This is a genomic window from Streptomyces sp. CB09001 (genome assembly GCF_003369795.1).
GTDB lineage: Bacteria > Actinomycetota > Actinomycetes > Streptomycetales > Streptomycetaceae > Streptomyces.
The window spans coordinates 5,834,793-5,861,229 of record NZ_CP026730.1 but is presented as its reverse complement, the minus strand read 5'-3'; the positions used below and the strand labels follow the sequence as shown (position 1 = coordinate 5,861,229).

The following is a 26,437-nucleotide window of genomic DNA, read 5'->3' as shown; positions in this document are numbered from 1 at the left end:
TCCAACACCCTTGACATCACATGCCACTTGACCCCTACTGGTCCTTGCGCAGTTGATTTGACAACGTTGTCCCGCGCGCAGGGAGGGTGGCCAGGACATGCAGTACAGAGTTCGGCACAGATGGGGTCCGGCGGTCGTCATGACGACCGCCTTCGCCTTGGCGGTGGGTTCACAGGGAGCGGCGGTCGCGCTGCCGGGCGCCCCCGCCAAGACCGACCGGGAGTTCGCGTCGTCCTTCGAGGCGGACGACCCGGTTCCGGACTGGACCGACACCGTGGAGACCGACCGGGACGGCGGCAAGCGGGCCTCCGGTGTGGACGGCGGGTACAGCACCGGCATACCCGGCAACGTGACCGAGAACGTCACCGGCGTGCGCGCCAGCGCCGAGAACACGGGCGGCCGGGAGGTGAAGGAGAACCTCGTCGACAACGAGCCGGCCACCAAGTGGCTCACCTTCGCGCCGACCGGATGGGTCGAGTTCGACCTCGACGCACCGACGAAGATCGCCAAGTACGCGCTCACCTCGGCCAACGACCACGACGAACGCGACCCGTTGGACTGGACGCTGAAGGGCTCGGCGGACGGCGAGAACTGGCAGACGCTGGACACCCGCTCCGGGGAGCACTTCGGCGAGCGGTTCCAGACCAAGACGTACGAACTCGCCGAGACCGCCGAGTTCCAGCACTTCCGGCTGGAGATCACCAAGAACAACGGGGCCGGTGACGCGCTCCAGCTCGCCGACGTGCAGCTGGCCACCGGCGACACCGAGGTCCCCACGCCCGAGGACATGCTCTCCTTCGTCGACGAGGGCCCGGTGGGCTCGCCGACCGCGAAGGCGAACGCCGGGTTCACCGGCACCCACGCGCTGCGCTACGCGGGCCGGCACACCGCGGACGGCCGGGGCTACTCGTACAACAAGGTCTTCGACGTGAACGTCAAGGTCGACCGGCGCAGCGAGCTGTCGTACAAGATCTTCCCGTCGATGGCGGACGGCGACCTCGACTATGACGCCACGAACGTCTCGGTCGACCTGGCCTTCACCGACGGCACCTACCTGAGTGACCTCAAGGCCACCGACCAGCACGGGTTCCCGCTGACGCCGCGCGGTCAGGGCGACGCCAAGATCCTCTACGTGAACCAGTGGAACAGCGTGAAGTCCGGGATCGGTTCGGTCGCGGCCGGCAAGACCGTCGACCGGATCCTGATCGCGTACGACTCCCCCAAGGGCCCGGCGAAGTTCCGCGGCTGGCTGGACGACGTGGAGATCGAGCGGGCCGCGCCCGAGCGTCCCAAGGCTCACCTGTCCGACTACGCGCTCACCACCCGCGGCACCAACTCCAGCGGCAGCTTCTCGCGCGGCAACAACTTCCCCGCGACCGCCGTGCCGCACGGCTTCAACTTCTGGACGCCGGTGACCAACGCCGAGTCGCTCAGCTGGATCTACGAGTACGCCAGCGGCAACAACGACGACAACCTGCCCACCGTGCAGGCGTTCTCCGCGAGCCACGAGCCGAGCCCGTGGATGGGCGACCGGCAGACCTTCCAGGTGATGCCGTCGGCCGCCTCCGGCACCCCGGACACCGGCCGGGACGCCCGCGAGCTGGCCTTCCGGCACGAGAACGAGACGGCCAGGCCGTACTACTACGGGGTGCGGTTCGAGAACGGCGTCAAGGCCGAGATGACGCCGACCGACCACGCGGCGATGATGCGCTTCACCTACCCCGGTGACGACGCGAGCGTGATCTTCGACAACGTCAACGACCAGGCCGGCCTGACCCTGGACAAGGAGAACGGCACCTTCACCGGCTACTCGGACGTCAAGTCCGGCGGCTCCGCCGGTGCCACCCGCCTCTTCGTCTACGGCGAGTTCGACAGCAAGGTCACCGGCGGCGACTCCAGCGGCGTCAAGGGCCATCTGCGCTTCGACGCCGGCCGGGACCACTCCGTGACGATGCGCATCGCCACCTCGCTGATCGGCGTGGACCAGGCGAAGGACAACCTGCGCCAGGAGATCCCGAAGCGCGCCTCCTTCGACAAGGTCAAGCGGGACGCCCAGAAGCAGTGGGACAGGATCCTCGGCAAGGTCGAGGTCGAGGGCGCCACGCAGGACCAGCTGACCACGCTGTACTCCGGCCTCTACCGGCTGTACCTGTACCCGAACGCGGGCCACGAGAAGGTCGACGGAAAGTACAAGTACGCCTCCCCGTTCTCCAAGGCGGTCAAGGAGAACACGCCGACCGAGACCGGCGCCAAGATCGTGGACGGCAAGGTCTACGTCAACAACGGCTTCTGGGACACGTACCGGACCGCCTGGCCCGCGTACTCCTTCCTCACCCCGTCCCAGGCCGGTGAGCTGGTCGACGGCTTCGTGCAGCAGTACAAGGACGGCGGCTGGACCTCGCGCTGGTCCTCCCCCGGCTACGCGGACCTGATGACCGGCACCTCCTCCGACGTGGCGTTCGCCGACGCCTACGTCAAGGGCGTCGACTTCGACGCGAAGGCGGCGTACGACGCGGCGGTCAAGAACGCCACCGTGGTGCCGCCGTCCTCCGGCGTGGGCCGCAAGGGCATGGAGACCTCGCCGTTCCTCGGCTACGCCGGTACCGAGACGCACGAGGGCCTGTCGTGGTCGCTGGAGGGCTACCTCAACGACTACGGCATCGCCAAGATGGGCGAGAAGCTCTACAAGGAGACCGGCGAGAAGCGGTACAAGGACGAGTCCGCCTACTTCCTCAACCGCGCCCAGGACTACGTCAGCCTCTTCGACGCCAAGGCCGGCTTCTTCCAGGGCAAGGACGTCAAGGGCAACTGGCGCGTCGACTCCGAGAAGTACGACCCGCGCGTGTGGGGCTACGACTACACGGAGACCAACGGCTGGGGCTACGCCTTCACCGCCCCGCAGGACAGCCGGGGCCTGGCCAACCTGTACGGCGGCCGCAAGGGTCTCGGCGACAAGCTCGACGAGTACCTGTCCACCCCGGAGACGGCCTCCCCGGACCTGAAGGGCTCCTACGGCGGGGTCATCCACGAGATGGTCGAGGCGCGGGACGTCCGCATGGGCATGTACGGGCACTCCAACCAGGTCGCCCACCACGCCCTGTACATGTACGACGCGGCCGGGCAGCCGTACAAGACGCAGAAGAACATCCGCGAGGTGCTCCAGCGGCTGTACACCGGCAGCGACATCGGCCAGGGCTACCACGGCGACGAGGACAACGGCGAGCAGTCGGCCTGGTTCCTCTTCTCCTCGCTCGGCTTCTACCCCCTGGTGATGGGCAGCGGCGAGTACGCCGTCGGGTCCCCGCTGTTCACCAAGGCCACGGTGCACCTGGAGAACGGCCGCGAGCTGGTCGTCAAGGCACCGAAGAACAGCACGAAGAACGTCTACGTGCAGGGCCTGAAGGTCAACGGCAAGCGCTGGAACTCCACTTCGCTCCCCCACTCGCTGATCGCGAAGGGCGGCGTCCTGGAGTTCGACATGGGCCCGAAGCCCTCCTCGTGGGGCACGGGTGACAACGCGGCACCGCCGTCGATCACCCAGGACGACGAGGTGCCGACCCCGCGCACCGACGCGATCACGGGCCAGGGCGCGCTGTTCGACAACACCTCGGCGACGGACGCGAGCGTGACCTCGGTGGACCTGCCCGTGTCCGGCGAGGGCGCCAAGGCGGTCCAGTACACGCTCACCTCGTCGGCGGACCGCACCAAGGCCCCGGCCGGCTGGAAGCTCCAGGGCTCGGCCGACGGCACGACCTGGCGGACGCTGGACGAACGCTCCGGCGAGTCCTTCGCCTGGGACCGGCAGACGCGCGCGTTCTCGGTGAAGTCGCCGGGCTCGTACGCCAAGTACCGCCTGGTGCTGGACGGCGCGCACACGCTGGCGGAGGTGGAACTGCTGGCGTAGGCGACCCGTGCCACTGACGGACGGGCGGCGGGTCCGGGCTTCGGTCCGGGCCCGCCGTCCGCACGTTCCGCCCCCGTTCCCCGCGCCCGCCGGATGGACCAGAATGACCGCGTGACGGACATCGACCCGGCCTGGCTGCCGGACACCGCCTTCCGGGCGGTCGGCACCCGGCACGTGCTGGTGCGCGGGTCCGGGCCGCTCGTGGACACGGTGCGCGGTGAGGTGGCGGCGGCCTGCGAGCGGTTCGGGGGCGCGCTCGTGCGCGACGGCGCCCCCGCCGATCTCGTGCTGGAGCTGACCGACGGGGCCGCGGACGGCGCCGGGGACTTCGGCGACGAGGGCTTCGGGTACGTCCGCGCGGACGGCCGGGCCACCGTCACGGCGTCCGGCGGACGCGGGCTGCTGTACGGCCTGTTCCACGTCGTGCGGCTCGGCGAGGCCGCGTTCCGGGGCGGCCCCGTCCGCGAGGAGCACCGCCCGGCGCTCGCGCTGCGGATGCTGGACCACTGGGACAACGTGGCCGTGCACCCGGTGATGGGCCAGGTCGAGCGGGGCTACGCGGGCGGTTCACTGTTCTGGGCGGACGGCCGGGCCCGCGACGGTCTGGACAGGCTGCGGGCGTACGGCAGGCTGCTGGCGGCCTGCGGGATCAACGCGGTCTGCGTCAACAACGTGAACGTCCACGAGACCGAGGCGCATCTGCTCACCGACCGGATCGGCGAGGTCGCGGCGATCGCCGGCGCGCTCAGGCCCTACGGGGTGCGCACGCACCTGTCGGTGAGCTTCGCCGCGCCGGTCGTCCTCGGCCCGCTGTCCACCGCCGACCCGCTGGACGCCGGGGTGCGGGACTGGTGGGCCGGGGCGACGGAGCGGGTGTACGAGGCGGTGCCGGACTTCGGCGGGTACGTGGTGAAGGCCGACTCGGAGGGGCAGCCCGGCCCGTTCGCGTACGGGCGCACGCACGCGGACGGCGCCAACCTGCTGGCCGCCGCGCTCGCCCCGTACGGCGGCACCGTGCACTGGCGGTCCTTCGTCTACGACCACCGCCAGGACTGGCGGGACCGGTCGACGGACCGCGCCCGGGCCGCGTACGACCACTTCGTGCCGCTGGACGGCGACTTCGCCGCGAACGCGGTGCTCCAGGTCAAGCACGGTCCGATGGACTTCCAGGTGCGCGAGCCGGTGTCACCGCTGATCGGCGCGCTGCCGGGCACCCGGCTCGCGGTGGAGGTGCAGGCCACGCAGGAGTACACGGGGCAGCAGCGGCACGTGTGCTGGCTGGGCCCGATGTGGAGCGAGGTGCTGCGCTTCCGGCCGGACGGCGAGGTGGCCGTCGGGCGGCTGGCGGACGGGCTGGTGGCGGTGTCCAACGCGGGCGACGACCCGTTCTGGACCGGCCACCCGCTCGCGCAGGCCAACCTGTACACCTTCGGACGGCTCGCCTGGGACCCGTCGGCGGACCCGCGCGCGGTCCTGGACGAGTGGATCGCGCTGACCCATCCGGGCGCCGGGCGGCGGCTGTCCGAGGGCCTGCACGCCGTCCTCGACGGCTCCTGGGCGACGTACGAGAAGTACACCGCCCCGCTCGGTGCCGGCTTCATGGTGCAGCCCGGGCACCACTACGGGCCGAGCGTGGACGGCTACGAGTACAGCCCCTGGGGCACCTACCACTTCGCCGACCGCGACGGCGTCGGCGTGGACCGCAGCTCCGCCACCGGCACCGGGTACGCGGCGCAGTACGCCAGGCCGTGGGCGGAGACGTACGAGTCGCCCGGGACCTGCCCCGACGAACTGCTGCTGTTCTTCCACCATGTGCCCTACGGCCATGTGCTGCGCAGCGGGAAGACCGTGATCCAGCACATCTACGACACCCACTTCGAGGGCGCCGAGGAGGCCGAGGAGGCCCGCCGGGTGTGGGCGCGCCTCGCGGACCTGGTCGAGCCCGCCCGGCACGCGCGGGTGGCGGAGCGGTACGAGGAGCAGGTGCGCTCCGCCCGGGAGTGGCGCGACCAGGTCAACAGCTACTTCCTGCGCAAGTCCGGGGTGCCGGACGAGCGGGGGCGGACGATCCACTGAGGCGCGGGCCCACGCCCGCCGTCACGCCGTGAACTCCTCCTGCGTCTCGTCGATCACCGGTCGGCTGCTGTGCAGCAGGGAGAGCAGCAGGGGTGCGGCCAGCAGGGCGGGCAGGGCCTCGGTCAGCAGGGCGGTCAGGGCGGCGGACAGGAGCAGCAGGGAGGCGGCGCCGAGGGTGGCTCGGCCGTGCCAGAGCAGGAAGTAGGCGGCGAGGCGGGCGGTGTCGCGGGTGCGGAAGGTGAACAGGGAGGTCAGGACGAGGGCGTGCGCGCCCCACAGGAGGGAGCCGGCGCCCACCAGCGCGAGCAGCGCCGCCCACCAGCCGGGCAGGCCGGTGGCACCGAAGTGGGTGAGCGTGAAGGCGATGACGGTGAGCCAGGCCAGCAGGGGCGCCCACAGCCGGAGCGCCGGGAGGGCGCCCAGCCGCCAGCCGCGCGCGTAGGCGCGGGCCGGATGGAGTTCGGTGAGGTCGGCGCCGCGGTGGTGCAGGGCGTAGACGGCGGCGGACAGGGCGGGCCCGAGCGGCAGCAGGCACAGGGCGGCCAGGGGGAGGTTGGCGGGGTCGGGGGCGAGCAGGAAGAGACCGGCGAGGCCGGGTGCGGAGGCGAGGAGCAGCAGGGCCTCGACGGTGAGCAGGGTGTGGATCAGGGCGGCGGCGCGGGAGAGGACGCCGGTGCCGAAGCCGGCGGTGCGCGCGGTGCTCACTCCGGGTCCCGGCCGAGTTCCGGGCCCCGGCCACGCACCGGCTCCCGGTCATGCTCCGGCTCCCGGCCGAGCAGGCGGCGCTCGTCCCACCAGGGCGGGGTCTCGTCCTCGACGGGGCTCAGCTCGACGAAGGCGACCTCGTGCCGGGCGAGGGTGAGGGGCAGGTCCACGCGGCCGTCCTCGACCGGCAGGTTCCGGTGGGTGCGGGCGGGCTCGGCGGCCTCGTGGAGGACGTCGAGCTGGTGGGGGTGGGGCGAACGGGGGCTGCCCATGCGGCGCCAGGCGGTGTACGCGTTGCCGTGCTCCTCGTCCACGCCCAGGCGCCGGACGAACGCCTCGCCCCGTCCGCCGGCCGCGTCCTGGGCGCCGACCGGCACGGACAGGCGCAGTACGTGCGCGTCCGGACCGGGTGTGGCGCCGGTCGGCTCGACCGGGGCCCAGGCCAGGACGGTGACCCGGCCGTCCCGGTGCCGGGTGACGAGGTGGTCGTCGCCGCGAGTCAGCAGGTCGGGGCCCATCCGGGCGAGGAAGGCGTACAGGTGGAAGGTGGGCTTTCTGACCTGCCGGTGGGCGAGCAGCCCGAAACCGCCGTGGAACAGGGCGGTGGGGACGCCGGCCTCCTCGAAGACGTCGCTGAACGTCCAGTACGAGAAGGAGTCGACGAGGTCGCCGCCGCCCGCCAGGACCGGGGCGAGGTAGGCGGCGTGGAAGGCGGTGTCGTGGACGTGGTTGTCGGGCCGGTAGGAGGAGTTGAACTCGGTGATGTGCACGGGCGCGTCCGCGAGCCCGGTGCCCTTGAGGGTGCGGCGGGGCTCGGCGAACTGGTCGAGCAGCGCGCCGGCCGGGGCGAGCGTCTGGTGCACGCCGAAGGGCACGTGCTGGGCGGGCCCGGAGCTGTAGGCGTGGCGGGAGACGAAGTCGACGGGGACGTCCCGGCGTTCGGTGAACTCGGCGAACCGCTCCAGCCAGTCCGGCCCGGCCCCGGGCGACACCGCCGGGCCGCCCACCTGGAGGCCCGCGTCCACCTCCTTCACGGCGTGCGCGGTGGCCTCGTAGAGGCGGTGGTAGGCGCCCTGGTCCGCGTGCTGCCAGAAGTCGGGCAGGTCGGGTTCGTTCCAGACCTCGACGGGCCAGGTGCGGACCTCGTCGAGGCCGTAGCGGTCGACGAGGTGGGCGAGGGTCGCCTGGACGAGCGCGGTCCACTCGGCGAGGTCGCGGGGCGGGGTGACGTTGCCGCGCCACCAGAAGACCGTCTGCTCGCCGCTCGCCAGGCCGCCGGGCATGAAGCCGAGTTCGAGGAAGGGGCGGACGCCGGCGGCCAGCCAGGCGTCGACCACCTGGTCGACGTGGGTGAAGGAGTGGTGCACGTACCGGGTGCCCTGGTGGGTGTAGGGGCGGTGGACGGCCATGCCGTCGCTGAACAGGCCGTGGCCGCGGATGTACCGGAAGCCGATCTCGCGCTGGAGCAGGGCCAGGGAGTCCTGATAGTCGCGGCGCAGGGCGAGATCGAGGCGGCCGGTGCCGACGCAGGTGCGCCAGGCGTCGGGAAAGGCTCCGGCCGCCTCGGCGGGGACGTGGACGCGGGTCGTCCCGGTCATCCCTGCTCCTTCTTGAACCGCTCGTACGCCTTGTTGTGCACGTCGACCAGCCGGTCCATGTTCTTGGCCTTCAGCTCGGTCAGATAGGCGTCCCACTCGGACATGGGGCGCTTGCCGAGGATGAACTGCAGGGTGTTCTGGCGTACGTGGTCCTTGAGGGGGGTGTCCCAGAGGGTGGCCTGCTCCTGCTCCACGGACTGGAGGGGGTGGGCCGGGTCGACGGGGAGCTGCTCGCGCCGCGACATGACGTCCTGGAACTTCTTCTCGTCGGGGCTGAAGGCGGAGGAGACCAGTTCCCAGCTGCCGCCGTAGGAGAAGACGCCGTTGTAGAAGCCGTAGTCCTTCTGGAGGTCCTTGGGGGCGTCGGGGGCTGAGCCCATCAGGCTGATGCCGTCGGCGGCCCGGTAGGTGCCGCCGGACTCGGTGTAGGTGACGCCCTCGACGCCCCACTTGGTGAACTTCTGGCCCTCGTCGGAGTACCAGAGCCAGTCCGCGAACTGCAGGAGGGCGACGAAGTCGTCGCGGTCCAGGGCGTCGCTGGAGATCATCATGCCGTTCTCCAGGCGGGAGCCGCCGAGCACCACGGGGCCGGCCGGTCCGAGCGGCACCGGGATCATTTCGATCTTCGCGCCCTCGACCTGTCGTTGGAGGTTGTAGCGGTAGTTCTGCACCAGCTCCTGCGGGTTGGCGCTGATCGCGAAGGACTTCTCGGAGAGCAGCTTCTTGACCGCCTCGTCGTCGCTCTGGGTGAAGCCTTCGGGGTCCACCAGTTTCTCGTCGACGAGTCCGCGCAGGTACTCGATCATCTGCCGGTAGCCGTCGGTCGCGCCGGTGAAGACGAACTGCCCGGCCTTGGCGTCCCAGCTGGTGTTCAGGTACGACCAGCCGGCGCGTACGCCGTGGGCCTGGCCGATGTAGCCGAGGAGGGCGCCGCCCGGCTCGGGCTGGTTCCAGCGGTCGGAGAAGGGGTGGCTGCCCGGGAACTCCGACTTGAGCGCCCGGAAGACGTCGGCCGTCTCCTCCAGGGTGGAGGGCAGGCTCAGGCCCAGCCTGCCGAGGACGTCGGTGCGCAGCGCGAGGGAGTAGTTGGCCTTGGCCCGCTCGTGCATCCCGGGCAGCAGGTAGTACTTGCCGTCGGACTGGCGCAGGGAGTCCACCTCCGGCGTCAGCTTCCATCTGCGGACCTTGTCGCGGAAGTTGGGCATCAGTTCCACGTGGTCGCTGACGGCGAGGACGGAGCCCGACGCCACGAACGGGGTTTCCTGCCCGGGGTAGGTCTTGGGCAGGAGCAGCGGGGCGTCGCCCGCGCCGATGAGCAGGCTGCGCTTCTTCTCGTAGTCGCTGAGGGGGACGTCGGTGCGCTTGAAGGTGACGTTGGTGCGCTTGGTGATCTCCTTCCAGAGCAGCCAGCCGTCCTTCGGCGGGTAGTTGGGGTTGCTGAGGTGCAGCAGCGAGAAGGTGAGCGGCTTCGCGGCCTTGAACGGCTGCCCGGTGCGGTACTCCTCCATCGCACCGTCCCGCTTCTTGGACAGGTCCTTGGAGTCCCCGCCGTCGTCGCCGCTGCCGCAGCCGGTGAGCGCGGCGAGGCCGGCGAAGCCCGCGGCTGCCAGGATCTGCCGCCGGGACAGGTGTGCTGCGTTCTTCACGGTTGCTCCCTCGGTGTGGCTGGGACTCAGCCCTTGACGGCGCCGAGCATCACGCCCGACACGAAGTAGCGCTGGACGAACGGGTACACGCAGAGGATGGGCAGGGCGGTGAGCACGATGGTGACGGCCTGGATGTTGGCCGCGACCTGGGTGAGCTGCTCGGTCCCGGCGCCCGCCGCGGTGCCCCCGGTGGCGCCCGCGATGAGGTTGCGCAGATAGACCGTGACCGGCATCAGCTCGATGCGGTCCATGTAGAGGAAGGCGCCGAACCAGGAGTTCCAGAAGGACACCGAGTAGAACAGCACCATGGTCGCGACGACCGCCTTGGACAGCGGCAGCACGATTCTGAGGAGGATGCCGTAGGTGTTCAGGCCGTCGATCTGGGCGGCCTCCTCCAGTTCGTCCGGCAGGCTCTCGAAGAAGGCCTTCATCACCAGCAGGTTGAAGACACTGATCGCGTTCGGGAGGGCCAGCGCCCACACGGTGTTCTTGAGGTCGAGGCTGGTGATCAGCACGTAGGTGGGGATGAGCCCGCCGGAGAAGAACATGGTGAACACGGCGATGCCGACGAGGACTCCGCGCCCCTTGAGGTGCTTCTTGGACAGCACGTAGGCGTAGCAGGCCGTCAGGACCATGGCGACGGCGGTGGAGACGACCGTGTAGAAGACGGTGTTGCCGTAGTTGCGCCAGAAGGTGCCGTCCTGGAAGACGATCTCGTACGTGGTGAGGTTGAAGCCCTTGGGCCACAGCGTCACCTCACCGGCCCGGATCTGGCGCTCCCCGCTGAAGGAGCGGGCGACGATGTTGAGGAAGGGGTAGAGCGTGACGACCACGACGCCGGTGAGGATCAGCCCGTTGACGCCCTGGAAGACGCGGTAGCCGCGGGTGGGCCGGTCGACGTTCACCACAGGCTGGTCCCCACCGTGCGGCGCGAGAGCAGGTTGGCCGTGGTGATCAGCACCAGGCCGATGACCGCCTCGAACAGGCCGATGGCGGCGGCGTAGCTGAAGCTGTTGGACTCGACGCCGGTGCGGTAGAGGTAGGTGGAGATCACGTCACCCGTCTCGTAGGTGAGCGGGTTGTAGAGGAGCAGGATCTTCTCGAAGCCGACCGCCAGGAACGTGCCGATGTTGAGGATCAGCAGCGTGATCATGGTGGGCCGGATGCCGGGCAGGGTGACGTGCCAGATCTGCCGCCAGCGGTTCGCGCCGTCGATGCGGGCCGCCTCGTAGAGGTCGTCGTCGATCGTGGTGAGCGCGGTCAGGTAGAGGATGGTGCCCCAGCCGGCGGTCTGCCAGATCTCCGAGCCCACGTAGATGGTGCGGAACCACTCGGGTTCCTGGATGAACCGGACCGGGTCCTGGCCGAACCGGCCGAGCACGTGGTTGACGGGGCCGTCGGTGGCGAGCATCTGCAGGGTGATGCCGGCGACGATCACGATCGACAGGAAGTGCGGCAGGTACGACACCGACTGCACGAACCGTTTGAGCGCCCGGGTGCGCACCTCGTTGAGGAGCAGCGCGAGCACGATGGGGATGGGGAAGCAGAAGACGAGGGTGAGGCCGCCGATCCAGAGGGTGTTGCGGAAGACCTGCCAGAAGGTGGGGTCGCTGAGGAACATCTCCACGTAGCGCAGCCCGACCCACTGCTCCCCCAGGATCGATCCGCCGGGTTCGAAGCGGCGGAACGCGATCACGTTGCCGATCATCGGCAGATAGCGGAAGACCAGGAAGAACAGCAACGGCAGCAGGGCCAGCGAGTAGAGCTGCCAGTCGCGGCGCAGCGCACGCCGCCAGCCGGGCGGTGTGGTGGAGGTGCTCATGCTTCAGGCCTCCCCGTGGGGTGCAGACAACCGAAAGTTTCGGTCGCTCACCGGTAACTTCGCGGCAACTTAGAGGCACGGGGAAAGCGCTGTCAATGGCCGGTACAGGGCGGGCTTTTGGAGCTCACACCGCGTCGTGGGGCAGCGGACGACCGACGACCGACACTCTGGGAAGGGCCGCACATAACTGTTACGGTCGGTCGCACCTTTCTGGACCGACACCGCAACGATCGGTCGTCCCGGTCGTCCCCGAACCCGCTGCGAGGTGCCGTCGTGCCCGCCTTCGACCTGCCGCCGACGGAGTTGGCGCACCATCGTCCGGCCCCCGACGAGCCCGAGGACTTCGACGCCTTCTGGCGCGAGACCCTCGCCGGATCACCGTCCGGCGGACCGGTGGTGTCGGCACACCCGGTGGACAACGGACTGCGGCTGACCCGGACCTGGGACGTGACCTTCCGGGGCTTCGGGGGCGACCCGGTGCGCGCCTGGTTCAGCACACCCGCCGGGACCGGCGACCGGCCCCGGCCCGCGGTCGTCGAGTACGCCGGGTACGGGCGCGGACGCGGACTCCCCCACGAACGGCTCACCTGGGTGGCCGCGGGGTACGCGCATCTGCTGATGGACAACCGGGGCCAGGGCGACCAGTACGGCTGCGGCGGCGCCACCCCCGACCCGCACGCGGACGCGCCCGGCGGTCCCGGACCGGCGGTACGGGGACTGCTCGACCCGCACGACCACCACTACCGCCGCCTGATCACGGACGCGGTCAGCGCGGTCGCCGCGGTGCGGATGCTGCCCGGCGTGGACGCGGAGCGCGTCGCGGCCGTCGGCAACAGTCAGGGCGGCGGACTCGCGCTGGCCGTCGCGGGGCTGGTGCCGGACCTGGCGGCGGTACTGGTCTCGGCGCCGCTGCTGTGCGGCATCCGCCGCTCACTGGACCTCACGGACGCGGGACCCTACGGCGAGATCGCCGCCTACCTCTCGGTGCACCGCGGCGCCGAGAGCGCCGCGTACCGCACCCTCGCCTACCTGGAGGGCGTCTCCTTCGCCCGTCGGGCGCAGGCGCCGGCCCACTTCGGCGTGGGGCTGCGCGACACGGTGTGCCCGCCGAGCGGGGCGTACGCAGCCTTCAACCGGTACGCGGAGCTGTCCGGGGCCGAGCCCCGCAAGGAGATCCACGCGTACCCGTTCAACGGGCACGAGGGCGGGGACGCGGTGCACGTGCGGCACCAGTTGGAGTGGCTGGCCGCCGTGGTACCGGCCCCGTGACGCGGCGAGGGCCGCACCCCCGTCCACCGGGGATGCGGCCCTTGGCCCTTCGTGCGCCGCCGCCCGCTTGTGCGGCAGGCCGGCTGCTACTTGCGGATCAGGCTGCGCAGCACGTACTGCAGGATGCCGCCGTTGCGGTAGTAGTCCGCCTCGCCGGGGGTGTCGATGCGGACGACCGCGTCGAACTCGACGCCGGTGTCGGTGGTGACCTTCACCGTACGCGGGGTGGTGCCGTCGTTCAGCTCGGTCACCCCGGAGACGGAGAAGGTCTCCTCACCGGTCAGGCCGAGGGACTCGGCGGTCTGGCCCTCCGGGAACTGCAGCGGCAGGACGCCCATGCCGATGAGGTTCGAGCGGTGGATGCGCTCGTAGGACTCGGCGACGACGGCCTTGACGCCGAGGAGCGCGGTGCCCTTGGCGGCCCAGTCGCGGGACGAGCCGGAGCCGTACTCCTTGCCGGCCAGGACGACGAGCGGGGTGCCCTGCTCGATGTAGTTGCGGGAGGCGTCGTAGATGAACGACACCGGCCCGTCCGCCTGGGTGAAGTCGCGGGTGTAGCCGCCCTCGGTGCCCGGCGCGATCTGGTTGCGCAGGCGGATGTTGGCGAAGGTGCCGCGGATCATGATCTCGTGGTTGCCGCGGCGCGAGCCGTAGCTGTTGAAGTCGCGGCGCTCGACGCCGTGCTCCGTCAGGTACTTGCCGGCCGGGGTGTCGGCCTTGATCGCACCGGCGGGCGAGATGTGGTCCGTCGTCACCGAGTCGCCGAGCTTGGCGAGCACCCGGGCGCCGGAGATGTCCTCGACCGGGGCCGGCTCCATGCCCATGCCCTCGAAGTACGGGGGCTTGCGCACGTAGGTGGACTCGGCGTCCCACTCGAAGGTGTCGCCGGTCGGGATCGGCAGCGCCTGCCACTGGGCGTCGCCCGCGAAGACGTCGCTGTAGGACTTGGAGAACATGTCCTCGCCGATGGTGTTGGCGACGACGTCGTTGACCTCGGCCTCGGAGGGCCAGATGTCCTTGAGGAAGACCGGGTTGCCGTCCTGGTCGGCGCCCAGGGCGTCCTTGGTGATGTCCACCTTCATGGAGCCCGCGAGCGCGTAGGCGACGACCAGCGGCGGGGACGCCAGGTAGTTCATCTTGACGTCGGGGTTGATCCGGCCCTCGAAGTTGCGGTTGCCGGAGAGCACCGAGGTGACGGCGAGGTCGTGGTCGTTGACGGCCTTGGAGACCTCGTCCGGCAGCGGGCCGGAGTTGCCGATGCAGGTGGTGCAGCCGTAGCCGACCAGGTTGAAGCCGACCTTGTCGAGGTAGGGGGTCAGGCCCGCCTTCTCGAAGTAGTCGGTGACGACCTTGGAGCCCGGGGCGAGGGTGGTCTTGACCCACGGCTTGCGGGTCAGGCCCTTCTCCACCGCCTTCTTGGCCACCAGGGCGGCGGCGACCATGACGTACGGGTTGGAGGTGTTGGTGCAGGAGGTGATGGCCGCGACCGTCACCGCGCCGTGGTCCAGCTCGTAGGTCGTGCCGTCGGGGGCGGTGACCGGGACCGGGTTGGACGGGGCGCCGTTGGTGACGGCCGGGGAGTCGGAGGCCGGGAAGGACTCCTTGCCCGCCTCGTCCACGACGTCCACGTAGTTGAGGACGTCCGACTTGAACTGCTGGGCGGCGTTCGCGAGGACGATGCGGTCCTGCGGGCGCTTCGGGCCGGCGATGGAGGGGACGACCGTGGCGAGGTCCAGCTCGAGCTTCTCGGAGAAGTCCGGCTCGGCCTTCGGGTCCAGCCAGAGGCCCTGCTGCTTGGCGTACGCCTCGACGAGCGCGACCTGCTGCTCGGAGCGGCCGGTCAGGCGCATGTAGTTCAGCGTCTCGTCGTCGACCGGGAAGATCGCGGCGGTGGAGCCGAACTCCGGCGACATGTTGCCGATGGTGGCGCGGTTGGCGAGGCTGGTGGCGGCCACGCCCTCGCCGTAGAACTCGACGAACTTGCCGACGACGCCGTGCTTGCGCAGCATCTCGGTGATCGTGAGCACCAGGTCGGTGGCGGTGGTGCCGGGGGTCAGCTCGCCGGTGAGCTTGAAGCCGACGACCCGCGGGATCAGCATGGAGACCGGCTGGCCGAGCATCGCGGCTTCGGCCTCGATGCCGCCGACGCCCCAGCCGAGGACGCCGAGGCCGTTGACCATGGTGGTGTGCGAGTCGGTGCCGACCAGGGTGTCGGGGTAGGCCTTGCCGTCGCGGGTCATGACGACGCGGGCCAGGTGCTCGATGTTCACCTGGTGCACGATGCCGGTACCGGGCGGGACGACCTTGAACTCGTCGAAGGCGGTCTGGCCCCAGCGCAGGAACTGGTAGCGCTCCTTGTTGCGGCCGTACTCCAGGTCGACGTTCTGCTTGAAGGCGTCGTTGGTGCCGAACTTGTCGGCGATGACGGAGTGGTCGATGACCAGCTCGGCCGGCGCCAGCGGGTTGATCTTGGCCGCGTCGCCGCCCAGCTCCTTGACGGCCTCACGCATGGTGGCGAGGTCGACGACACAGGGCACGCCGGTGAAGTCCTGCATGATCACGCGGGCCGGCGTGAACTGGATCTCCTGCGACGGCTGGGCCTGCGAGTCCCAGCCGCCGAGGGCACGGATGTGGTCGGCGGTGATGTTCGCGCCGTCCTCGGTGCGGAGCAGGTTCTCCAGCAGCACCTTCAGGCTGTAGGGAAGGCGCGCGGAGCCCTCGACCTTGTCCAGCCGGAAGATCTCGTACGACTCGTCGCCCACCTGCAGTGTGCTGCGGGCGTCGAAGCTGTTCGCCGACACGACAGTCTCCTTCATTTATGTGCGCGTACCACCGCATCCTGCCGCCACGCCCTGTTGGCCGATCCGCTAAGGTAAGGCTAAGTTAGGTAACCCTTACCTTCAGACCCGGAAGCGGCGCGCGGCTGCGGTGCGCCTCGGCAGATATCTCGATGTCGAGATAACTCTAGTACATGGGGGCGGCCCGGTCATGTCCGGGCGCCGTGTGGCGTCCACCCCGTCCCGGGTGACCCGCACGGCCGCCGCTACGCCACCCGGAGGCATCCGATGCGCGCGGCTTTGACACCGTGTCACCCGAACGGACCCCCCGAGAGGTGCGATCTCATATCTGAGATAGCCTCAACCTCATGGCAGACGACTACCTCGTACGCATCGGCCGACTCATCCGTGACGCCCGGCAGCACCGCGGCTGGACGCAGTCACAGCTCGCGGAGGCGCTCAACACCAGCCAGAGCGCCGTCAACCGCATCGAACGCGGCAATCAGAACATCAGCCTTGAGATGATCGCCCGGATCGGCGAAGCGCTGGACAGCGAAATCGTCTCCCTGGGCTACGCGGGTCCGATGCACCTGCGCGTGGTCGGCGGCCGTCGCCTGTCCGGCGCCATCGACGTCAAGACCAGCAAGAACGCCTGCGTGGCCCTGCTGTGCGCCTCGCTGCTCAACAAGGGGCGCACCGTACTGCGCCGGGTCGCCCGCATCGAGGAGGTCTACCGCCTCCTGGAGGTGCTCAACTCCATCGGCGTGCGCACCCGCTGGATCAACGACGGCACCGACCTGGAGATCGTGCCGCCGTCCGAGCTGGACATGGAGGCCATCGACGCCGAGGCGGCCGTCCGCACCCGCTCCATCATCATGTTCCTCGGCCCGCTGCTGCACCGCATGGAGCGCTTCCGGCTGCCCTACGCCGGTGGCTGCGACCTCGGCACCCGGACCATCGAGCCGCACATGATCGCGCTGCGCCGCTTCGGCCTGGATGTCGCCGCGACCGAGGGCCACTACCACGCGGTGGTCGACCGCACCGTCCGCCCGGACCGCCCGATCGTCCTGACCGAGCGCGGCGACACGGTGACGGAGAACGCCCTCCTGGCCGCCGCCCGCCACGACGGTGTCACCGTCATCCGCAACGCCTCCTCCAACTACATGGTCCAGGACCTGTGCTTCTTCCTGGAGGCCCTGGGCGTCCGGGTGGAGGGCATCGGCACCACCACCCTCACCGTGCACGGCATGCCGGTCATCGACGCCGACGTGGACTACTCCCCCTCCGAGGACCCGGTAGAGGCGATGAGCCTGCTGGCCGCCGCCGTGGTCACGGAGTCGGAGCTGACGGTGCGCCGGGTCCCGATCGAGTTCCTGGAGATCGAGCTGGCGGTCCTGGAGGAGATGGGCCTCGACCACGACCGCACCCCGGAGTACTTCGCCGACAACGGCCGCACGCGGTTGGTGGACCTGACCGTCCGGCCGTCGAAGCTGGAGGCGCCGATCGACAAGATCCACCCGATGCCCTTCCCCGGCCTCAACATCGACAACGTCCCCTTCTTCGCGGCCATCGCCGCCTCGGCCCAGGGCCAGACCCTCATCCACGACTGGGTCTACGACAACCGCGCCATCTACCTCACGGACCTGAACCGCCTCGGCGGCCGCCTTCAGCTCCTGGACCCCCACCGCGTCCTGGTCGAGGGCCCCACCCGCTGGCGCGCCGCCGAGATGATGTGCCCGCCGGCCCTGCGCCCCGCCGTGGTCGTCCTCCTCGCGATGATGGCCGCCGAGGGCACGTCGGTACTGCGCAACGTGTACGTCATCAACCGCGGTTACGAGGACCTGGCGGAGCGGCTGAACTCGATCGGGGCGCAGATCGAGATCTTCCGGGACATCTGAGAGCTAGGGGAAAAGGCAACGCGAATCCCCTCCTGAACCGCACGTGTGCGGCCAGGAGGGGATTCCGCCGGTCAGGCCACTGACCGCCGCCGAGCCCTGCCATGCAGGGTCAGGTAGAACGTGCGGAGGGATTCCTGGGAGCTTCCCACCGCGAAGCAGTTCCGGACCTTGCCCAAGGGGTTCCACACCCGGCCGTCCGGCATGCGTACCCCGGTCGGCTCCCCGAAGTAGGACCGTTGGTCGGCCTCGAAGTCGATCCACGTCGCGCCGGCCCGTCGGACCAGGACCTCTCCGACGTAGGCTCCGAGGCCGAACAGCGCTTCGCGCACCCTCACCTCTTCCACTCCGTTCTTGCGCAGCCCGTCGACAAGGAAGTCGACGACGCGGAGGCTGGCCACCGAGTAGTCCAGTGGAAGCCTGTTCCGCGCGGTGACACGTCCCACGAAGGCCGCGGCCGTACTCCGCATCTCCTCCGCGCACGGCACGCGTTCGCCCACATCACCCATAGGACCGCTCCCCCTCCACCCGGTCATGCGGAAAACGTCCATACGCCCTCCACAGGACCAAGCGCAGGCCCACTCGCAGCCATCACGGCTTCTGGACGTGCGTAATCCCACACGAGTTCGCACGGCTTCCCGTACAACCTTCTCGACCGCTGCGCGTCGGGCGGAGTTACGCGTATGGGCCGGACCACGGTGTCACCGCCGCATCCGCGCTCCGGGGGCGCCGCCCGACCAAGTAGCCCCCGCTGCCCAGCCCGACCCCGACCAGGGTCAGCAGGGCTCCGAAGGCTCCCAGGGCCAGTGGCCACAGTGACGCGGCCGACTCGTCCCGGACCCGGCCGCGTACGTCGGAGGCCGCAACGCTCCCCGACCGTTCACCCAGGAAGTAACGCGAGTCGTTCGCGTTGGCCCGGTGATCACCGAGGAGGAACAGCCGACCCTCCGGCACGGTCACGTCGTACCGGGGGCCAGGCAGACCGAACTTGTCGCGCAGCACATACGGCTCGTCGAGCTCCTTGCCGTTCACCGCGACCCGCGTACCGTCACGGGACTCCACATGGTCACCGCCCAGACCGATCACCCGTCGCAGAACCGGCGCGCCCCCGTACCGCCCCGGCACACGGACGAGGACGACATCGCCGCGACGTATCCCGGCTTCGTCAATGCTCTCAACGGTCAACTCCTCGCCCGGACGATAAGTGGGCCGCATCGCGTCGCCCGCGACGGTGATCCGCTCCCGGTCCAGGACACCGGTTCGCGTCATCCCGACGCCGGCTCCGAGCAACAGCATCAGCCCCAGCGGAATCAGCACCCAGGCGGCGACCCTGAGTCCGCGGCCCGCACGTTGCGACTGCACGAACGTCCCTCCCTGTCTGTCTCTGCTCAACTGCCGGGAACCGAGCGGCCCGGCTCGAAAGTCGAAGGCGTACGGGCCCGAAGCCCGAAGCCCGAAAAGTAGACGGCTCTCTCACTGAAGGTGCCGCCCTTCGATCGGCTCCCAGTCGACGGAGAGCCTCAACAGCACCGCCCCTTACTGCGTGAAAGCAAGAGCAGCTCAGAACAGTGAGTCGTCGCCCCGCAGTCGGCGTCGTAGGAACGAGGCGAAGGTCTGCTCCTCCAGGTGGGTGAGCGAGGTGCCCCCTGGCTCGATGCAGGCGACGCGCCACTCCTGCGGGTCGGCTGTCAGGGCGAGCCAGCCGAAAGCCCTGCCCTCCAGTTCGCCCCACTGCCGGAACACCGGTTCCTCGGTCAGCCAGGCGGCCTCGGCGACGGGAAACACGCGCGTTCCGGCAATCACCCCGCCGGGGAACTCCCGCATGACTGCCAGGTAGTCCTCCGGGAACACGAGATCCGGCGTCTTCGTGTTCTCCGCGGCCCCGTCGACGAGTTCCCGCGCGTACTGCCGGATGCCCGGAACACCGATGTTCCGGATCCGGGCGACGAGCTCCTCCACCGCGCCGATGTCCGGGTTCGACAGCGCCGTGGCCGTCGCCCGCATGTCGTCGGCGACCCTCCAGAACGAACCGGATTCGTATTCCTCGATGCTCTCGAACGCGGGAACCCCCTCGGGACGTCCGAGCAGCGCCCGCCCCACGAACTCGGAGGCAGAGAAGGGAAGGTCGAGCCACAACTGGAAGTCGTCGTCCGTGACGACGGTCGTCCAGTCTGCGGTGGTGTCCCACAGCAGCACGCCGTCGGTTGCACTGCGCCCCCACGGCACCATGCCGCCGGATTCCGGGTGGAGCGGCAGCCACAGCCGCTGGTCGCGGCTGCGAAGCGACAGCTCCATGTCCCCGATGCGCATGGAGGTGGGCCGGATGAACTCCTCAAGGGAGCGTACGGGGACAGCGTCGGGTCGTTCGAGCAGCACGGACCCTGCGAAGACCCCGGCCGGTACGGCCCGGACCAGGAACTCGAAGTCCCCGGGAACGACCTGACCGCACTCGTCCTCCGGTCGCGCCGAGGCGTCGAAGCCGAGTAGTCGGACGACGTCGAGATGATTCATGCGTTTCACTCTGCTCGACTCTCGTTCGGCTTCTTGTAGTTGCCCGACGGCATCGGGCGCCTGCTCCAGTAGCCCGTCATGGGCCGGAGACAGCCACGGCGTGCCCCCCGAGCGCTGCGGCGACGATCAGGCAAGCAACGGAGACGCCGGCGGCGACACGCCGAGCCGGGGGAAACCGGCGCGGCAGGCAGAGAACCAGTACGGCAGCGGCCCACGCGGCGGACACCGATCGGGGCAGCCAAACCTCCGCCCGGTCGTTGACCAGGTAACAGTGGTCGGCGCGCGGCTCGGTGTCACCGAAGTAGAAAAGGCAGTCGTTCCCGAAGTTCTCGGACAGCAGCGCGGTGAGACCCCAGCACACGGTGGTGAGGGCGGCCGCGGTCAGGGCTAGGCCGAAGACCGAACAGCCGCCAGGACCACGCGTCGCGAGAGTGGCTGTGTCCATAATGTGATCTCTCCCACGAGGAGTGTTCCGCCGAGGCTATCCCAGCAGAATTCGACACCTGAGTGACGCACCATCCTTGTAGTGCCAAGCCGTGGAGCTGTGGACGAACCTGTCGGGCAGTCTCAGACTTCATCTGCACGGGCCCGACACTCGGGTGTTTGCCAATAGGAGGATCACTCCACATACCCCGTGCCGAAACCGAAGTCTTCGCCAGGTCTCGGGATAGTCCAGGCCACGCCGTGTACAACGGCTCCTCCTGCATGAGCAGTGCGGCGATCAGCCTCTCATCGGCATATTGCTTCTTCGCGGCACCAACGCGGACCCGACTCTGACACCAGGACCTCTGGGCGTGCCACGGGCGAAACCTGGACGACACCCACTGTCAGTGGCACAAGGAGGCGGCCGATCTCGTACTTCAGGTCCGGGGAGCTGTTCCGCACTCGGCCCAGAGGGTCTGTCAAACCAGCGGCTCTGTCCCGTAATCAGTGGTGACGAAGGGTGGCGGTCAGTGCAGGAGGATACGGTGGCGGAGGAGGGCGAAGTCAGCCCGTCCGTGCATCTGCCTCATGATCCGTTTGGTGCGGGTGTTGACGCCTTCGGTCCGCCCGTTGTGGTGCGGGAGCGTGAGGCCGGCGTCGACGGCAGCGCGGTCGAGTTCTAGGGCACGTATCGAGTTGCGGGCGTGTAGACGAGGAAGTGAGACTGATGAGACCGCTGGACTCGCTGGTCAGCAAGTATGTGGCCCCAGTGATGCGACCGGCCGGGTTCATGCGGTCCGGCCGCACCTTCCGCTTCATCTCGGACAGTGGTGATCAGGCTGTTCTCGGGTTCGCACGTCACTACGTCGACCCGGACGCCGCTGTGTTCGACGTGGGATACCGCATTGTGCCGGCTCTCTACTGGGAGTGGATCAATCGACAGCACTGGGCCGGCGGCGAGGTGGGGGCTCCCCGCGCCTTCGGGGAGGCAGTTGTCGCCGGCGACGTGATTCCACCACCGCAGGCAGCACATATGCCCAACATCGAGGGGCGGCTTCGCTCACGCTGGGCTCTGCGCGAGGACAACCGACACCTCTGCGGCGAGGCGCTGGCAAGTGCGTTGCGCGACGAAGCGATCCCGCAAATGATCCACCTGCTCGACCGAACCAATCTCCTGCACGAGTGTCGCCATCCGACCATGCCGGTCGTGCGACTGGTGCCGCTGACCCGCCTGGAGATCTTGCTGCGAGTCGATGACGCACCGGTTAGTGAGACGGAAGCGCTGCTGACCGACGTGCAGCCAGCTGGTCCGGGGGACGATTTCGCCGCCTGGGTGCGTCGGCGGCTGGCGACTCGCGTCGTCGGCCGGTAATGCGGTCATCGCCGCCCGAGCGGTCAGTCGCATCGGGCTGACCGAGCAGCACCGCTTCGGCCCGGCGGTGATGGGCCTGGCGAACTCACCGGCGTACGGGGGAATGCTGCGGGGCGGCAAGCAGATCGCGCCACCGCGGCCCCCCGACGACCCGGAGATCGTCGTCGTCGACACCGACGGACTGCACGAACTGGCCAGCCCCCACCTGACCGGAAGCCGCAGCGGCTGGTGGTCCGCCGGGTCCCTGATCGCCAGGGCGCTGGTGGAGTACCACCGCGCAAGGGTTGATGACACCGGCATCGTCACCCCCTACGGCGTCCAGGCGGAGGCGACCCTGGAGGCGCTGCGGGACGTGGAGAGCGGCGGCGGCCCGCTCGCGGAGGTGGGCACAGCGCACCGCTTCCAGGGCCGGGAGTTCCCCGTGGTCGTCTTCGACACGGTCGAGGGCGCCGACGGCAAGGAACTGTGGATGTCGCTGGACCACCGGGAGCCGGGCGCGTCGGACTGGGCGCGCAGCGGCGTGCGCCTGTTCACCGTGGCGGCCACCCGTGTTCAGACCCGCCTGTACGTCATCGGCAGCCGGGAGCGCATCGGCTCCGCGAAGCAGGGCACGGTTTTCTCCCACCTGGCCGCGCTGGTCGGCACGCCGGGCGTACGGCGATTGCGGCCGGGCACCTCATCACTCCACCGCACGAGGACGCGCGTGCGCGCGGCATCCTGCCGCTGCTGCGCGAGGCGGCCGGTCGCGGTGTGCGCGTGAGCGTGTTCATCCGCGACGACACGGACCAGCTCCAGGCCCGCCCGGGCAACCAGAGTCTCATCGCGGACCTTCGGGCCGTCGTCCACACGGTGGTTCCCGTCAACGTCATGCACCAGAAGATCGCGGTGATCGACGAGCGGGCGGTGATGCTCGGCAGCCTCAACACCCTGTCCCAGTCGTGGACCCGTGAGGTCATGGTGACGATCCGCGGCGGCCGCTTCGCCCGCAAGCTCCTGGAGCACGAGCACGCCGAGCTGTTCTCCCGCCCGCCCAAGTGCGCCCGCTGTGGCGGCACGAGCATCGAGCAGCGCCGCCGCAGGAACGGGGTCTGGTTCTGGCGCTGCTACGACACGGTCTGCAAGACGGGGCGGAACGGCCGGAGCGACGCCTGGAACCAGGACATCAGGATGGGCAGGAGCAGAAGTTGAGGTATGCGCGCTTCGGCGGGTTCAGTCGACCACGGTGGCCGATCCGGTGCCTGTCAGGTCCGGGGAGCTGTTCCGCACTCGGCCCAGACCGTCTTGCCGGGGCCGAGGCGGTCGCGTACACCCCAGTCGGCGGCGAGCGCATCGACGAGGAGCAGACCTCGACCGCCGTTCTCATCCGTACCGGGGGTCCGCCGCGTCGGCTGGGCGGGGTGGGTGTCGGTCACCTCGACCCGGATGACGCCCCGGTCCTCGTCGTGGGACAGAGACAGGGCGAAGTCCCGCCCGGGGACGCGGCCGTGGAGGACCGCGTTCGCCGCGAGTTCGGCAACGACGAGGACGACGGTGTCGTGTGCCGCGGTGCCGTGCGGGTGGCCCCACTCGGTGAGTTGGTGCGCGGCGATCAGCCGGGCGAGGCGGGCGCCCCGGCGGGTTGCGGAGAAGCGCTGGGTGAATGTATGGGCCGGGGTGGGGCTCTGAGTGCGGGGGATCGACATGGCGGCCACGCTGCCGAGAAGTGACGTGCCGTCGGCAGGTCCGGCGCCGATACAGATCCCGTTGTACTGGTCGACCCACTGGACCGGGTCGGTCGCTGTACGTGACGATGGATGTGCCGAACGTGGCGCAGCGCGTACGGCAGACGGTACGGCGAGCAGCCGGGCGCGGCACGAGTGCCCCGGCGGCACAGGGGAAGGCGGCTGCGATGACGACGGGCAACGGCGGCGGGGCGGGCGGGAACGCCGGGCAGGGTGGGGGCGGGAACGGGGCTGGTAGCTGCGAGCCGGAACTCTCCGACAGCCTCAAGACGTTCGGCGCGGTCCTCAAGGCCCTGCGGGAGGAAGCCCGCCTGACGCAGGAGCAGTTCGCGCCGCTGGTGCAGTACTCGGTCGCCTACGTCGCCAAGATCGAACAGGGGAAACGGTTCCCGCCACGGGACCTGCTGGAGCGGTCGGAGCAGGCACTGGGGGCCGTCGCGGGACGCGTGCTGAGGGCGGCTGCGAAGAGCCTGACACGGAAGGCGGGGTTGGCGTCGTGGTTCCGGCAGTGGGCAGGGATCGAGGAGGAAGCGATCTCGCTGTAAGCGTACGAGTGCCGGGCGATTCCGGGGTTGTTGCAGCCTGAGCCGTACATCAGGGCTGTCTTCGACCGCAGGCTGCCTCCTGTCACGGAGGAACAACTCGACCGCGAGGTTGTCGCCCGCCTCGATCGGCAGCAGATCATCATGCAGAGACCCAACACTGCGTTCAGCTTCGTCATCGAACAGGCCGTGCTGGAACGAGGTCTCGGCGGAAGCCAGGTGACGACGGCTGTCATCGACCACCTGCTGAGCATGGGCCGTGTGCGTAACGTCGAAATCCAACTCATGCCGCTTCGTCAAGAAGATCACTGCGGAGTCGATGGCCACATGTACCTGGCCGAGACACCTGACCATCGTTGGCTCGGCTACACCGAAGGCCAGAGGTCGAGCAACCTGATCAGCGCGCCCAAGGATGTAAGTGTTCTGCTCCAACGCTATGGCAAGCTCCGTGCGCAGGCCCATGATTGCAGGGCCACAGTGAGCCTGCTGGAACAGATGCGAGGAGCGCGATGAGCACCACTCAACAGGACTGGTTCAAGAGCAGCTACAGCGGAAGCGAGGGTGACAACTGCGTCGAGGTCACCATGCGCACCGAGGCCGTTCTCGTCCGGGACTCGAAGGACACGGACAGGCAGGCGCTGGCCGTGTCCGGCGATGCATGGTCGGCGTTCACGACACTGGCGGCCGACTCGCGCGTCTGAACTTCCGGTGGGGCAGCGCGCGCCGCTGCCCCACCCGCCTCTACCGCTACTCGACGTCCCGTGGGGGCTGCTTCGCCGCCGCCTTGCGGCCACGCGTCTTCCGCACCGAACACCACGCCTTCTGCTCGTCCACACCGACTTGATGCCTGCGGAGCTGGTTCTCGTCGGAAGTCCAGCCGTCCCGTGTCGTTTGGGCAAGCCAGTAGCTCGAAGAGGGCCTGCGCCTGGTCCTTGTGGTCCCAGCCGGCCCACCCCCTCTGTCAGCCTTGGGTGAGACGCCCCGCTTCGTCGGGTTAGCCTGAGAGGGCACGACAGGAGAACCACCCCCTCATGACCAGTACCAACCCCGCCGAGTCCGACCCGGCCCCCAGGCCGAAGCGCCGTTCCTTCAGTCCGGAGTACAAACTGCGCATCGTGGCCGAGTACGACGCCGCACCCAAGAACGAGAAGGGCGCTGTCCTGCGCCGCGAGCGTCTTTACCACTCGCACGTCAAGGAATGGCGCGACGAAACGGCGCAGTCACCTTTCGGGGTCGCCAGGAAGGCCGGCGTCCCGGTACCGGGCGAGGTGGTGCACGAGGACGCGCGTGACGAGGGTGTGTCAGTCGGTACACGCAGAATTCGGCGCCCGCCGCGGCCGGGGGCGCGCCTCAGCGGGACTGCGTGCCGAGGTCCGTGAGCAGGTCGTTCAGCACCGTTTCCTCCTCGACCCGGACACCGCACTCGGGACCACCGACGGCGGAAACACCGTACGCGGTGGCCGGCCGCACTCGAGGACCTCGAGGGCGGCCGGCCAGGGCGTCAACACCAAGACCAAGCGGATCGCACGCCAGATGCACGGACGAGCAGGCTTCACCCGACAGGGCCGTTAAGTTGACACACCCCGAACTCCTCGTTCACAGACGATAAAAAGCCGAAGGGTCCGTTGCCCGGACGCGTAAGTCCGGGCAACGGCCCCCAAGTGGAGTCCCGACGGCTCTACACTGCCTTCTTCTCCGGGTTGATCGCGTCGAAGACGATCAACTTCCGCTTGAAGTCGGCGTAGAACGTGGCGGAGTAGCGTCCTTGCGTAACGGCAGTCACGAAGTCCTCACTCGTCTGCCACTGGACGCTTACCGGCACACGTGGACGGACGGTGTTGAGCACCACCGGTGTACCGGGCTCGTTCTGCCATGCGTAGTCCTCGCTCAGCCTTGCCACGTCGGCGTCCGCGAGCCGGACGACCCCGGACACCCGGAAGTCCGAGGGACCCGGCACTGATGACCTGCCCTTGCCGAGGATTTTCCCTGCCCACTCCACGGCATCGAAGTCCCCCAGCTCGGGGAAGTACTTCCGCACGAGGTCCTTGTCCTGCCGGATGCCGGGCTCACCGATCTCCCCGGACCGGGATTCCGGGGCCCCGGCAGCGTCCGCCGACCCGGTCCGATGACCGCACCCCGCCAGTACGAGCACGGCCACGGTCGCTGCTGCGAGGCA

The 26,437-nt window shown here is 69.4% G+C and carries 22 protein-coding genes and 1 pseudogene; 11 read left to right on the top strand and 12 right to left on the bottom strand.

What is annotated here, in order from left to right:
- Positions 1-97 precede the first annotated feature (97 nt).
- Both C4J65_RS27260 and C4J65_RS27255 read left to right on the top strand, forming a co-directional pair.
- The gene (locus C4J65_RS27260) at positions 98-3,904 is read left to right on the top strand and encodes a GH92 family glycosyl hydrolase (RefSeq protein WP_115744759.1); all 3,807 of its coding nucleotides are present in this window, start codon (positions 98-100) and stop codon (positions 3,902-3,904) included.
- A gap of 111 nt (positions 3,905-4,015) precedes the next feature.
- Positions 4,016-5,980, top strand: a complete 1,965-nt coding sequence (locus C4J65_RS27255) for an alpha-glucuronidase (protein WP_240330532.1) — start codon at positions 4,016-4,018, stop codon at positions 5,978-5,980.
- Positions 5,981-6,001: 21 nt separating this feature from the next.
- On the opposite strand, the gene C4J65_RS27250 is transcribed toward C4J65_RS27255, so the two are convergent.
- Genes C4J65_RS27250 through C4J65_RS27230 form a run of 5 tightly spaced genes read right to left on the bottom strand, consistent with a single transcriptional unit; the run spans position 6,002 to position 11,751 of the window.
- A complete protein-coding gene (locus tag C4J65_RS27250) occupies positions 6,002-6,685 on the bottom strand; it encodes a hypothetical protein (RefSeq protein WP_115744757.1) in 684 nt (227 codons plus the stop codon).
- The gene (locus tag C4J65_RS27245) at positions 6,682-8,283 is read right to left on the bottom strand and encodes a xylan 1,4-beta-xylosidase (protein ID WP_115744756.1); all 1,602 of its coding nucleotides are present in this window, start codon (positions 8,281-8,283) and stop codon (positions 6,682-6,684) included. Before C4J65_RS27245 ends, C4J65_RS27250 begins: the two co-directional genes overlap by 4 nt.
- Positions 8,280-9,929, bottom strand: coding sequence for an extracellular solute-binding protein (locus C4J65_RS27240; RefSeq protein WP_115744755.1), 1,650 nt, complete (start codon positions 9,927-9,929; stop codon positions 8,280-8,282). The genes C4J65_RS27245 and C4J65_RS27240 overlap by 4 nt, the downstream gene beginning before the upstream one ends.
- A gap of 26 nt (positions 9,930-9,955) precedes the next feature.
- Positions 9,956-10,837, bottom strand: coding sequence for a carbohydrate ABC transporter permease (locus C4J65_RS27235; protein ID WP_115744754.1), 882 nt, complete (start codon positions 10,835-10,837; stop codon positions 9,956-9,958).
- Positions 10,831-11,751 (bottom strand): ABC transporter permease subunit, encoded by a 921-nt coding sequence (locus C4J65_RS27230; protein WP_115744753.1) that lies wholly within the window; start codon positions 11,749-11,751, stop codon positions 10,831-10,833. The genes C4J65_RS27235 and C4J65_RS27230 overlap by 7 nt, the downstream gene beginning before the upstream one ends.
- A gap of 273 nt (positions 11,752-12,024) precedes the next feature.
- Between C4J65_RS27230 and C4J65_RS27225 the strand changes: the two genes are divergently transcribed.
- The gene (locus tag C4J65_RS27225; protein ID WP_115744752.1) at positions 12,025-13,020 is read left to right on the top strand and encodes an acetylxylan esterase; all 996 of its coding nucleotides are present in this window, start codon (positions 12,025-12,027) and stop codon (positions 13,018-13,020) included.
- An 86-nt stretch (positions 13,021-13,106) separates the two neighbouring features.
- Here C4J65_RS27225 and acnA read toward each other — a convergent pair whose 3' ends face one another.
- The gene (acnA, locus tag C4J65_RS27220; protein ID WP_115744751.1) at positions 13,107-15,821 is read right to left on the bottom strand and encodes an aconitate hydratase AcnA; all 2,715 of its coding nucleotides are present in this window, start codon (positions 15,819-15,821) and stop codon (positions 13,107-13,109) included.
- A 344-nt stretch (positions 15,822-16,165) separates the two neighbouring features.
- On the opposite strand from acnA, the gene C4J65_RS27215 reads away from it, so the two are divergent.
- Positions 16,166-17,695 (top strand): UDP-N-acetylglucosamine 1-carboxyvinyltransferase, encoded by a 1,530-nt coding sequence (locus C4J65_RS27215; RefSeq protein WP_115744750.1) that lies wholly within the window; start codon positions 16,166-16,168, stop codon positions 17,693-17,695.
- A 71-nt stretch (positions 17,696-17,766) separates the two neighbouring features.
- Here C4J65_RS27215 and C4J65_RS27210 read toward each other — a convergent pair whose 3' ends face one another.
- From C4J65_RS27210 to C4J65_RS27195, 4 genes are all read right to left on the bottom strand, one after another.
- Positions 17,767-18,201: a hypothetical protein gene (locus C4J65_RS27210; protein WP_115744749.1), complete on the bottom strand. Its 435-nt coding sequence runs from the start codon at positions 18,199-18,201 to the stop codon at positions 17,767-17,769.
- Between the two features lie 166 nt (positions 18,202-18,367).
- Positions 18,368-19,054, bottom strand: coding sequence for a signal peptidase I (lepB, locus tag C4J65_RS27205; RefSeq protein WP_240330531.1), 687 nt, complete (start codon positions 19,052-19,054; stop codon positions 18,368-18,370).
- 198 nt (positions 19,055-19,252) lie between these two features.
- The gene (locus C4J65_RS27200; RefSeq protein WP_115744747.1) at positions 19,253-20,203 is read right to left on the bottom strand and encodes a hypothetical protein; all 951 of its coding nucleotides are present in this window, start codon (positions 20,201-20,203) and stop codon (positions 19,253-19,255) included.
- A 76-nt stretch (positions 20,204-20,279) separates the two neighbouring features.
- The gene (locus C4J65_RS27195; protein WP_115744746.1) at positions 20,280-20,648 is read right to left on the bottom strand and encodes a hypothetical protein; all 369 of its coding nucleotides are present in this window, start codon (positions 20,646-20,648) and stop codon (positions 20,280-20,282) included.
- 523 nt (positions 20,649-21,171) lie between these two features.
- Between C4J65_RS27195 and C4J65_RS36855 the strand changes: the two genes are divergently transcribed.
- The 4 genes from C4J65_RS36855 (at position 21,172) to C4J65_RS36845 (ending at position 23,186) form a co-directional block, all read left to right on the top strand.
- The gene (locus C4J65_RS36855) at positions 21,172-21,309 is read left to right on the top strand and encodes a hypothetical protein (RefSeq protein WP_240330530.1); all 138 of its coding nucleotides are present in this window, start codon (positions 21,172-21,174) and stop codon (positions 21,307-21,309) included.
- A 44-nt stretch (positions 21,310-21,353) separates the two neighbouring features.
- Positions 21,354-21,998 carry a hypothetical protein gene (locus C4J65_RS27185; RefSeq protein ID WP_115744745.1) on the top strand — a complete coding sequence of 215 codons (645 nt, stop codon included), beginning with the start codon at positions 21,354-21,356 and terminating at the stop codon, positions 21,996-21,998.
- 70 nt (positions 21,999-22,068) lie between these two features.
- Positions 22,069-22,758 (top strand): AAA domain-containing protein, encoded by a 690-nt coding sequence (locus C4J65_RS36850; RefSeq protein WP_240330529.1) that lies wholly within the window; start codon positions 22,069-22,071, stop codon positions 22,756-22,758.
- A complete protein-coding gene (locus C4J65_RS36845) occupies positions 22,755-23,186 on the top strand; it encodes a phospholipase D-like domain-containing protein (RefSeq protein ID WP_240330528.1) in 432 nt (143 codons plus the stop codon). The genes C4J65_RS36850 and C4J65_RS36845 overlap by 4 nt, the downstream gene beginning before the upstream one ends.
- Positions 23,187-23,239: 53 nt before the next feature.
- On the opposite strand, the gene C4J65_RS27175 is transcribed toward C4J65_RS36845, so the two are convergent.
- The gene (locus C4J65_RS27175) at positions 23,240-23,680 is read right to left on the bottom strand and encodes an ATP-binding protein (RefSeq protein ID WP_115746653.1); all 441 of its coding nucleotides are present in this window, start codon (positions 23,678-23,680) and stop codon (positions 23,240-23,242) included.
- 206 nt (positions 23,681-23,886) lie between these two features.
- On the opposite strand from C4J65_RS27175, the pseudogene C4J65_RS27170 reads away from it, so the two are divergent.
- The 3 genes and pseudogenes from C4J65_RS27170 (at position 23,887) to C4J65_RS36195 (ending at position 25,640) form a co-directional block, all read left to right on the top strand.
- Positions 23,887-24,774: pseudogene (locus C4J65_RS27170) on the top strand (helix-turn-helix transcriptional regulator).
- Positions 24,771-24,962 (top strand): DUF397 domain-containing protein, encoded by a 192-nt coding sequence (locus C4J65_RS27165; RefSeq protein WP_115744744.1) that lies wholly within the window; start codon positions 24,771-24,773, stop codon positions 24,960-24,962. Before C4J65_RS27170 ends, C4J65_RS27165 begins: the two are co-directional and overlap by 4 nt.
- A gap of 330 nt (positions 24,963-25,292) precedes the next feature.
- On the top strand, positions 25,293-25,640 hold the full coding sequence (locus C4J65_RS36195) for a hypothetical protein (RefSeq protein ID WP_162833382.1): 348 nt from the start codon (positions 25,293-25,295) through the stop codon (positions 25,638-25,640).
- A 299-nt stretch (positions 25,641-25,939) separates the two neighbouring features.
- On the opposite strand, the gene C4J65_RS27155 is transcribed toward C4J65_RS36195, so the two are convergent.
- Entirely contained in the window at positions 25,940-26,419 is a 480-nt protein-coding gene (locus tag C4J65_RS27155) for a hypothetical protein (protein ID WP_115744742.1), read from the bottom strand.
- Between the last annotated feature and the right edge of the window lie 18 nt (positions 26,420-26,437).

Bases quoted from the DNA above. Each gene is read 5' to 3' on its own strand.
- C4J65_RS27260 (WP_115744759.1), top strand. From the start codon at position 98: ATGCAGTACAGAGTTCGGCACAGATGGGGTCCGGCGGTCGTCATGACG.
- C4J65_RS27245 (WP_115744756.1), bottom strand. From the start codon at position 8,283: ATGACCGGGACGACCCGCGTCCACGTCCCCGCCGAGGCGGCCGGAGCC.
- C4J65_RS27230 (WP_115744753.1), bottom strand. From the start codon at position 11,751: ATGAGCACCTCCACCACACCGCCCGGCTGGCGGCGTGCGCTGCGCCGC.
- C4J65_RS27215 (WP_115744750.1), top strand. From the start codon at position 16,166: ATGGCAGACGACTACCTCGTACGCATCGGCCGACTCATCCGTGACGCC.
- C4J65_RS27210 (WP_115744749.1), bottom strand. From the start codon at position 18,201: ATGGGTGATGTGGGCGAACGCGTGCCGTGCGCGGAGGAGATGCGGAGT.
- C4J65_RS27200 (WP_115744747.1), bottom strand. From the start codon at position 20,203: ATGAATCATCTCGACGTCGTCCGACTACTCGGCTTCGACGCCTCGGCG.
- C4J65_RS27195 (WP_115744746.1), bottom strand. From the start codon at position 20,648: ATGGACACAGCCACTCTCGCGACGCGTGGTCCTGGCGGCTGTTCGGTC.
- C4J65_RS27185 (WP_115744745.1), top strand. From the start codon at position 21,354: ATGAGACCGCTGGACTCGCTGGTCAGCAAGTATGTGGCCCCAGTGATG.
- C4J65_RS36850 (WP_240330529.1), top strand. From the start codon at position 22,069: ATGGGCCTGGCGAACTCACCGGCGTACGGGGGAATGCTGCGGGGCGGC.
- C4J65_RS27175 (WP_115746653.1), bottom strand. From the start codon at position 23,680: ATGTCGATCCCCCGCACTCAGAGCCCCACCCCGGCCCATACATTCACC.
- C4J65_RS27165 (WP_115744744.1), top strand. From the start codon at position 24,771: ATGAGCACCACTCAACAGGACTGGTTCAAGAGCAGCTACAGCGGAAGC.
- C4J65_RS36195 (WP_162833382.1), top strand. From the start codon at position 25,293: ATGACCAGTACCAACCCCGCCGAGTCCGACCCGGCCCCCAGGCCGAAG.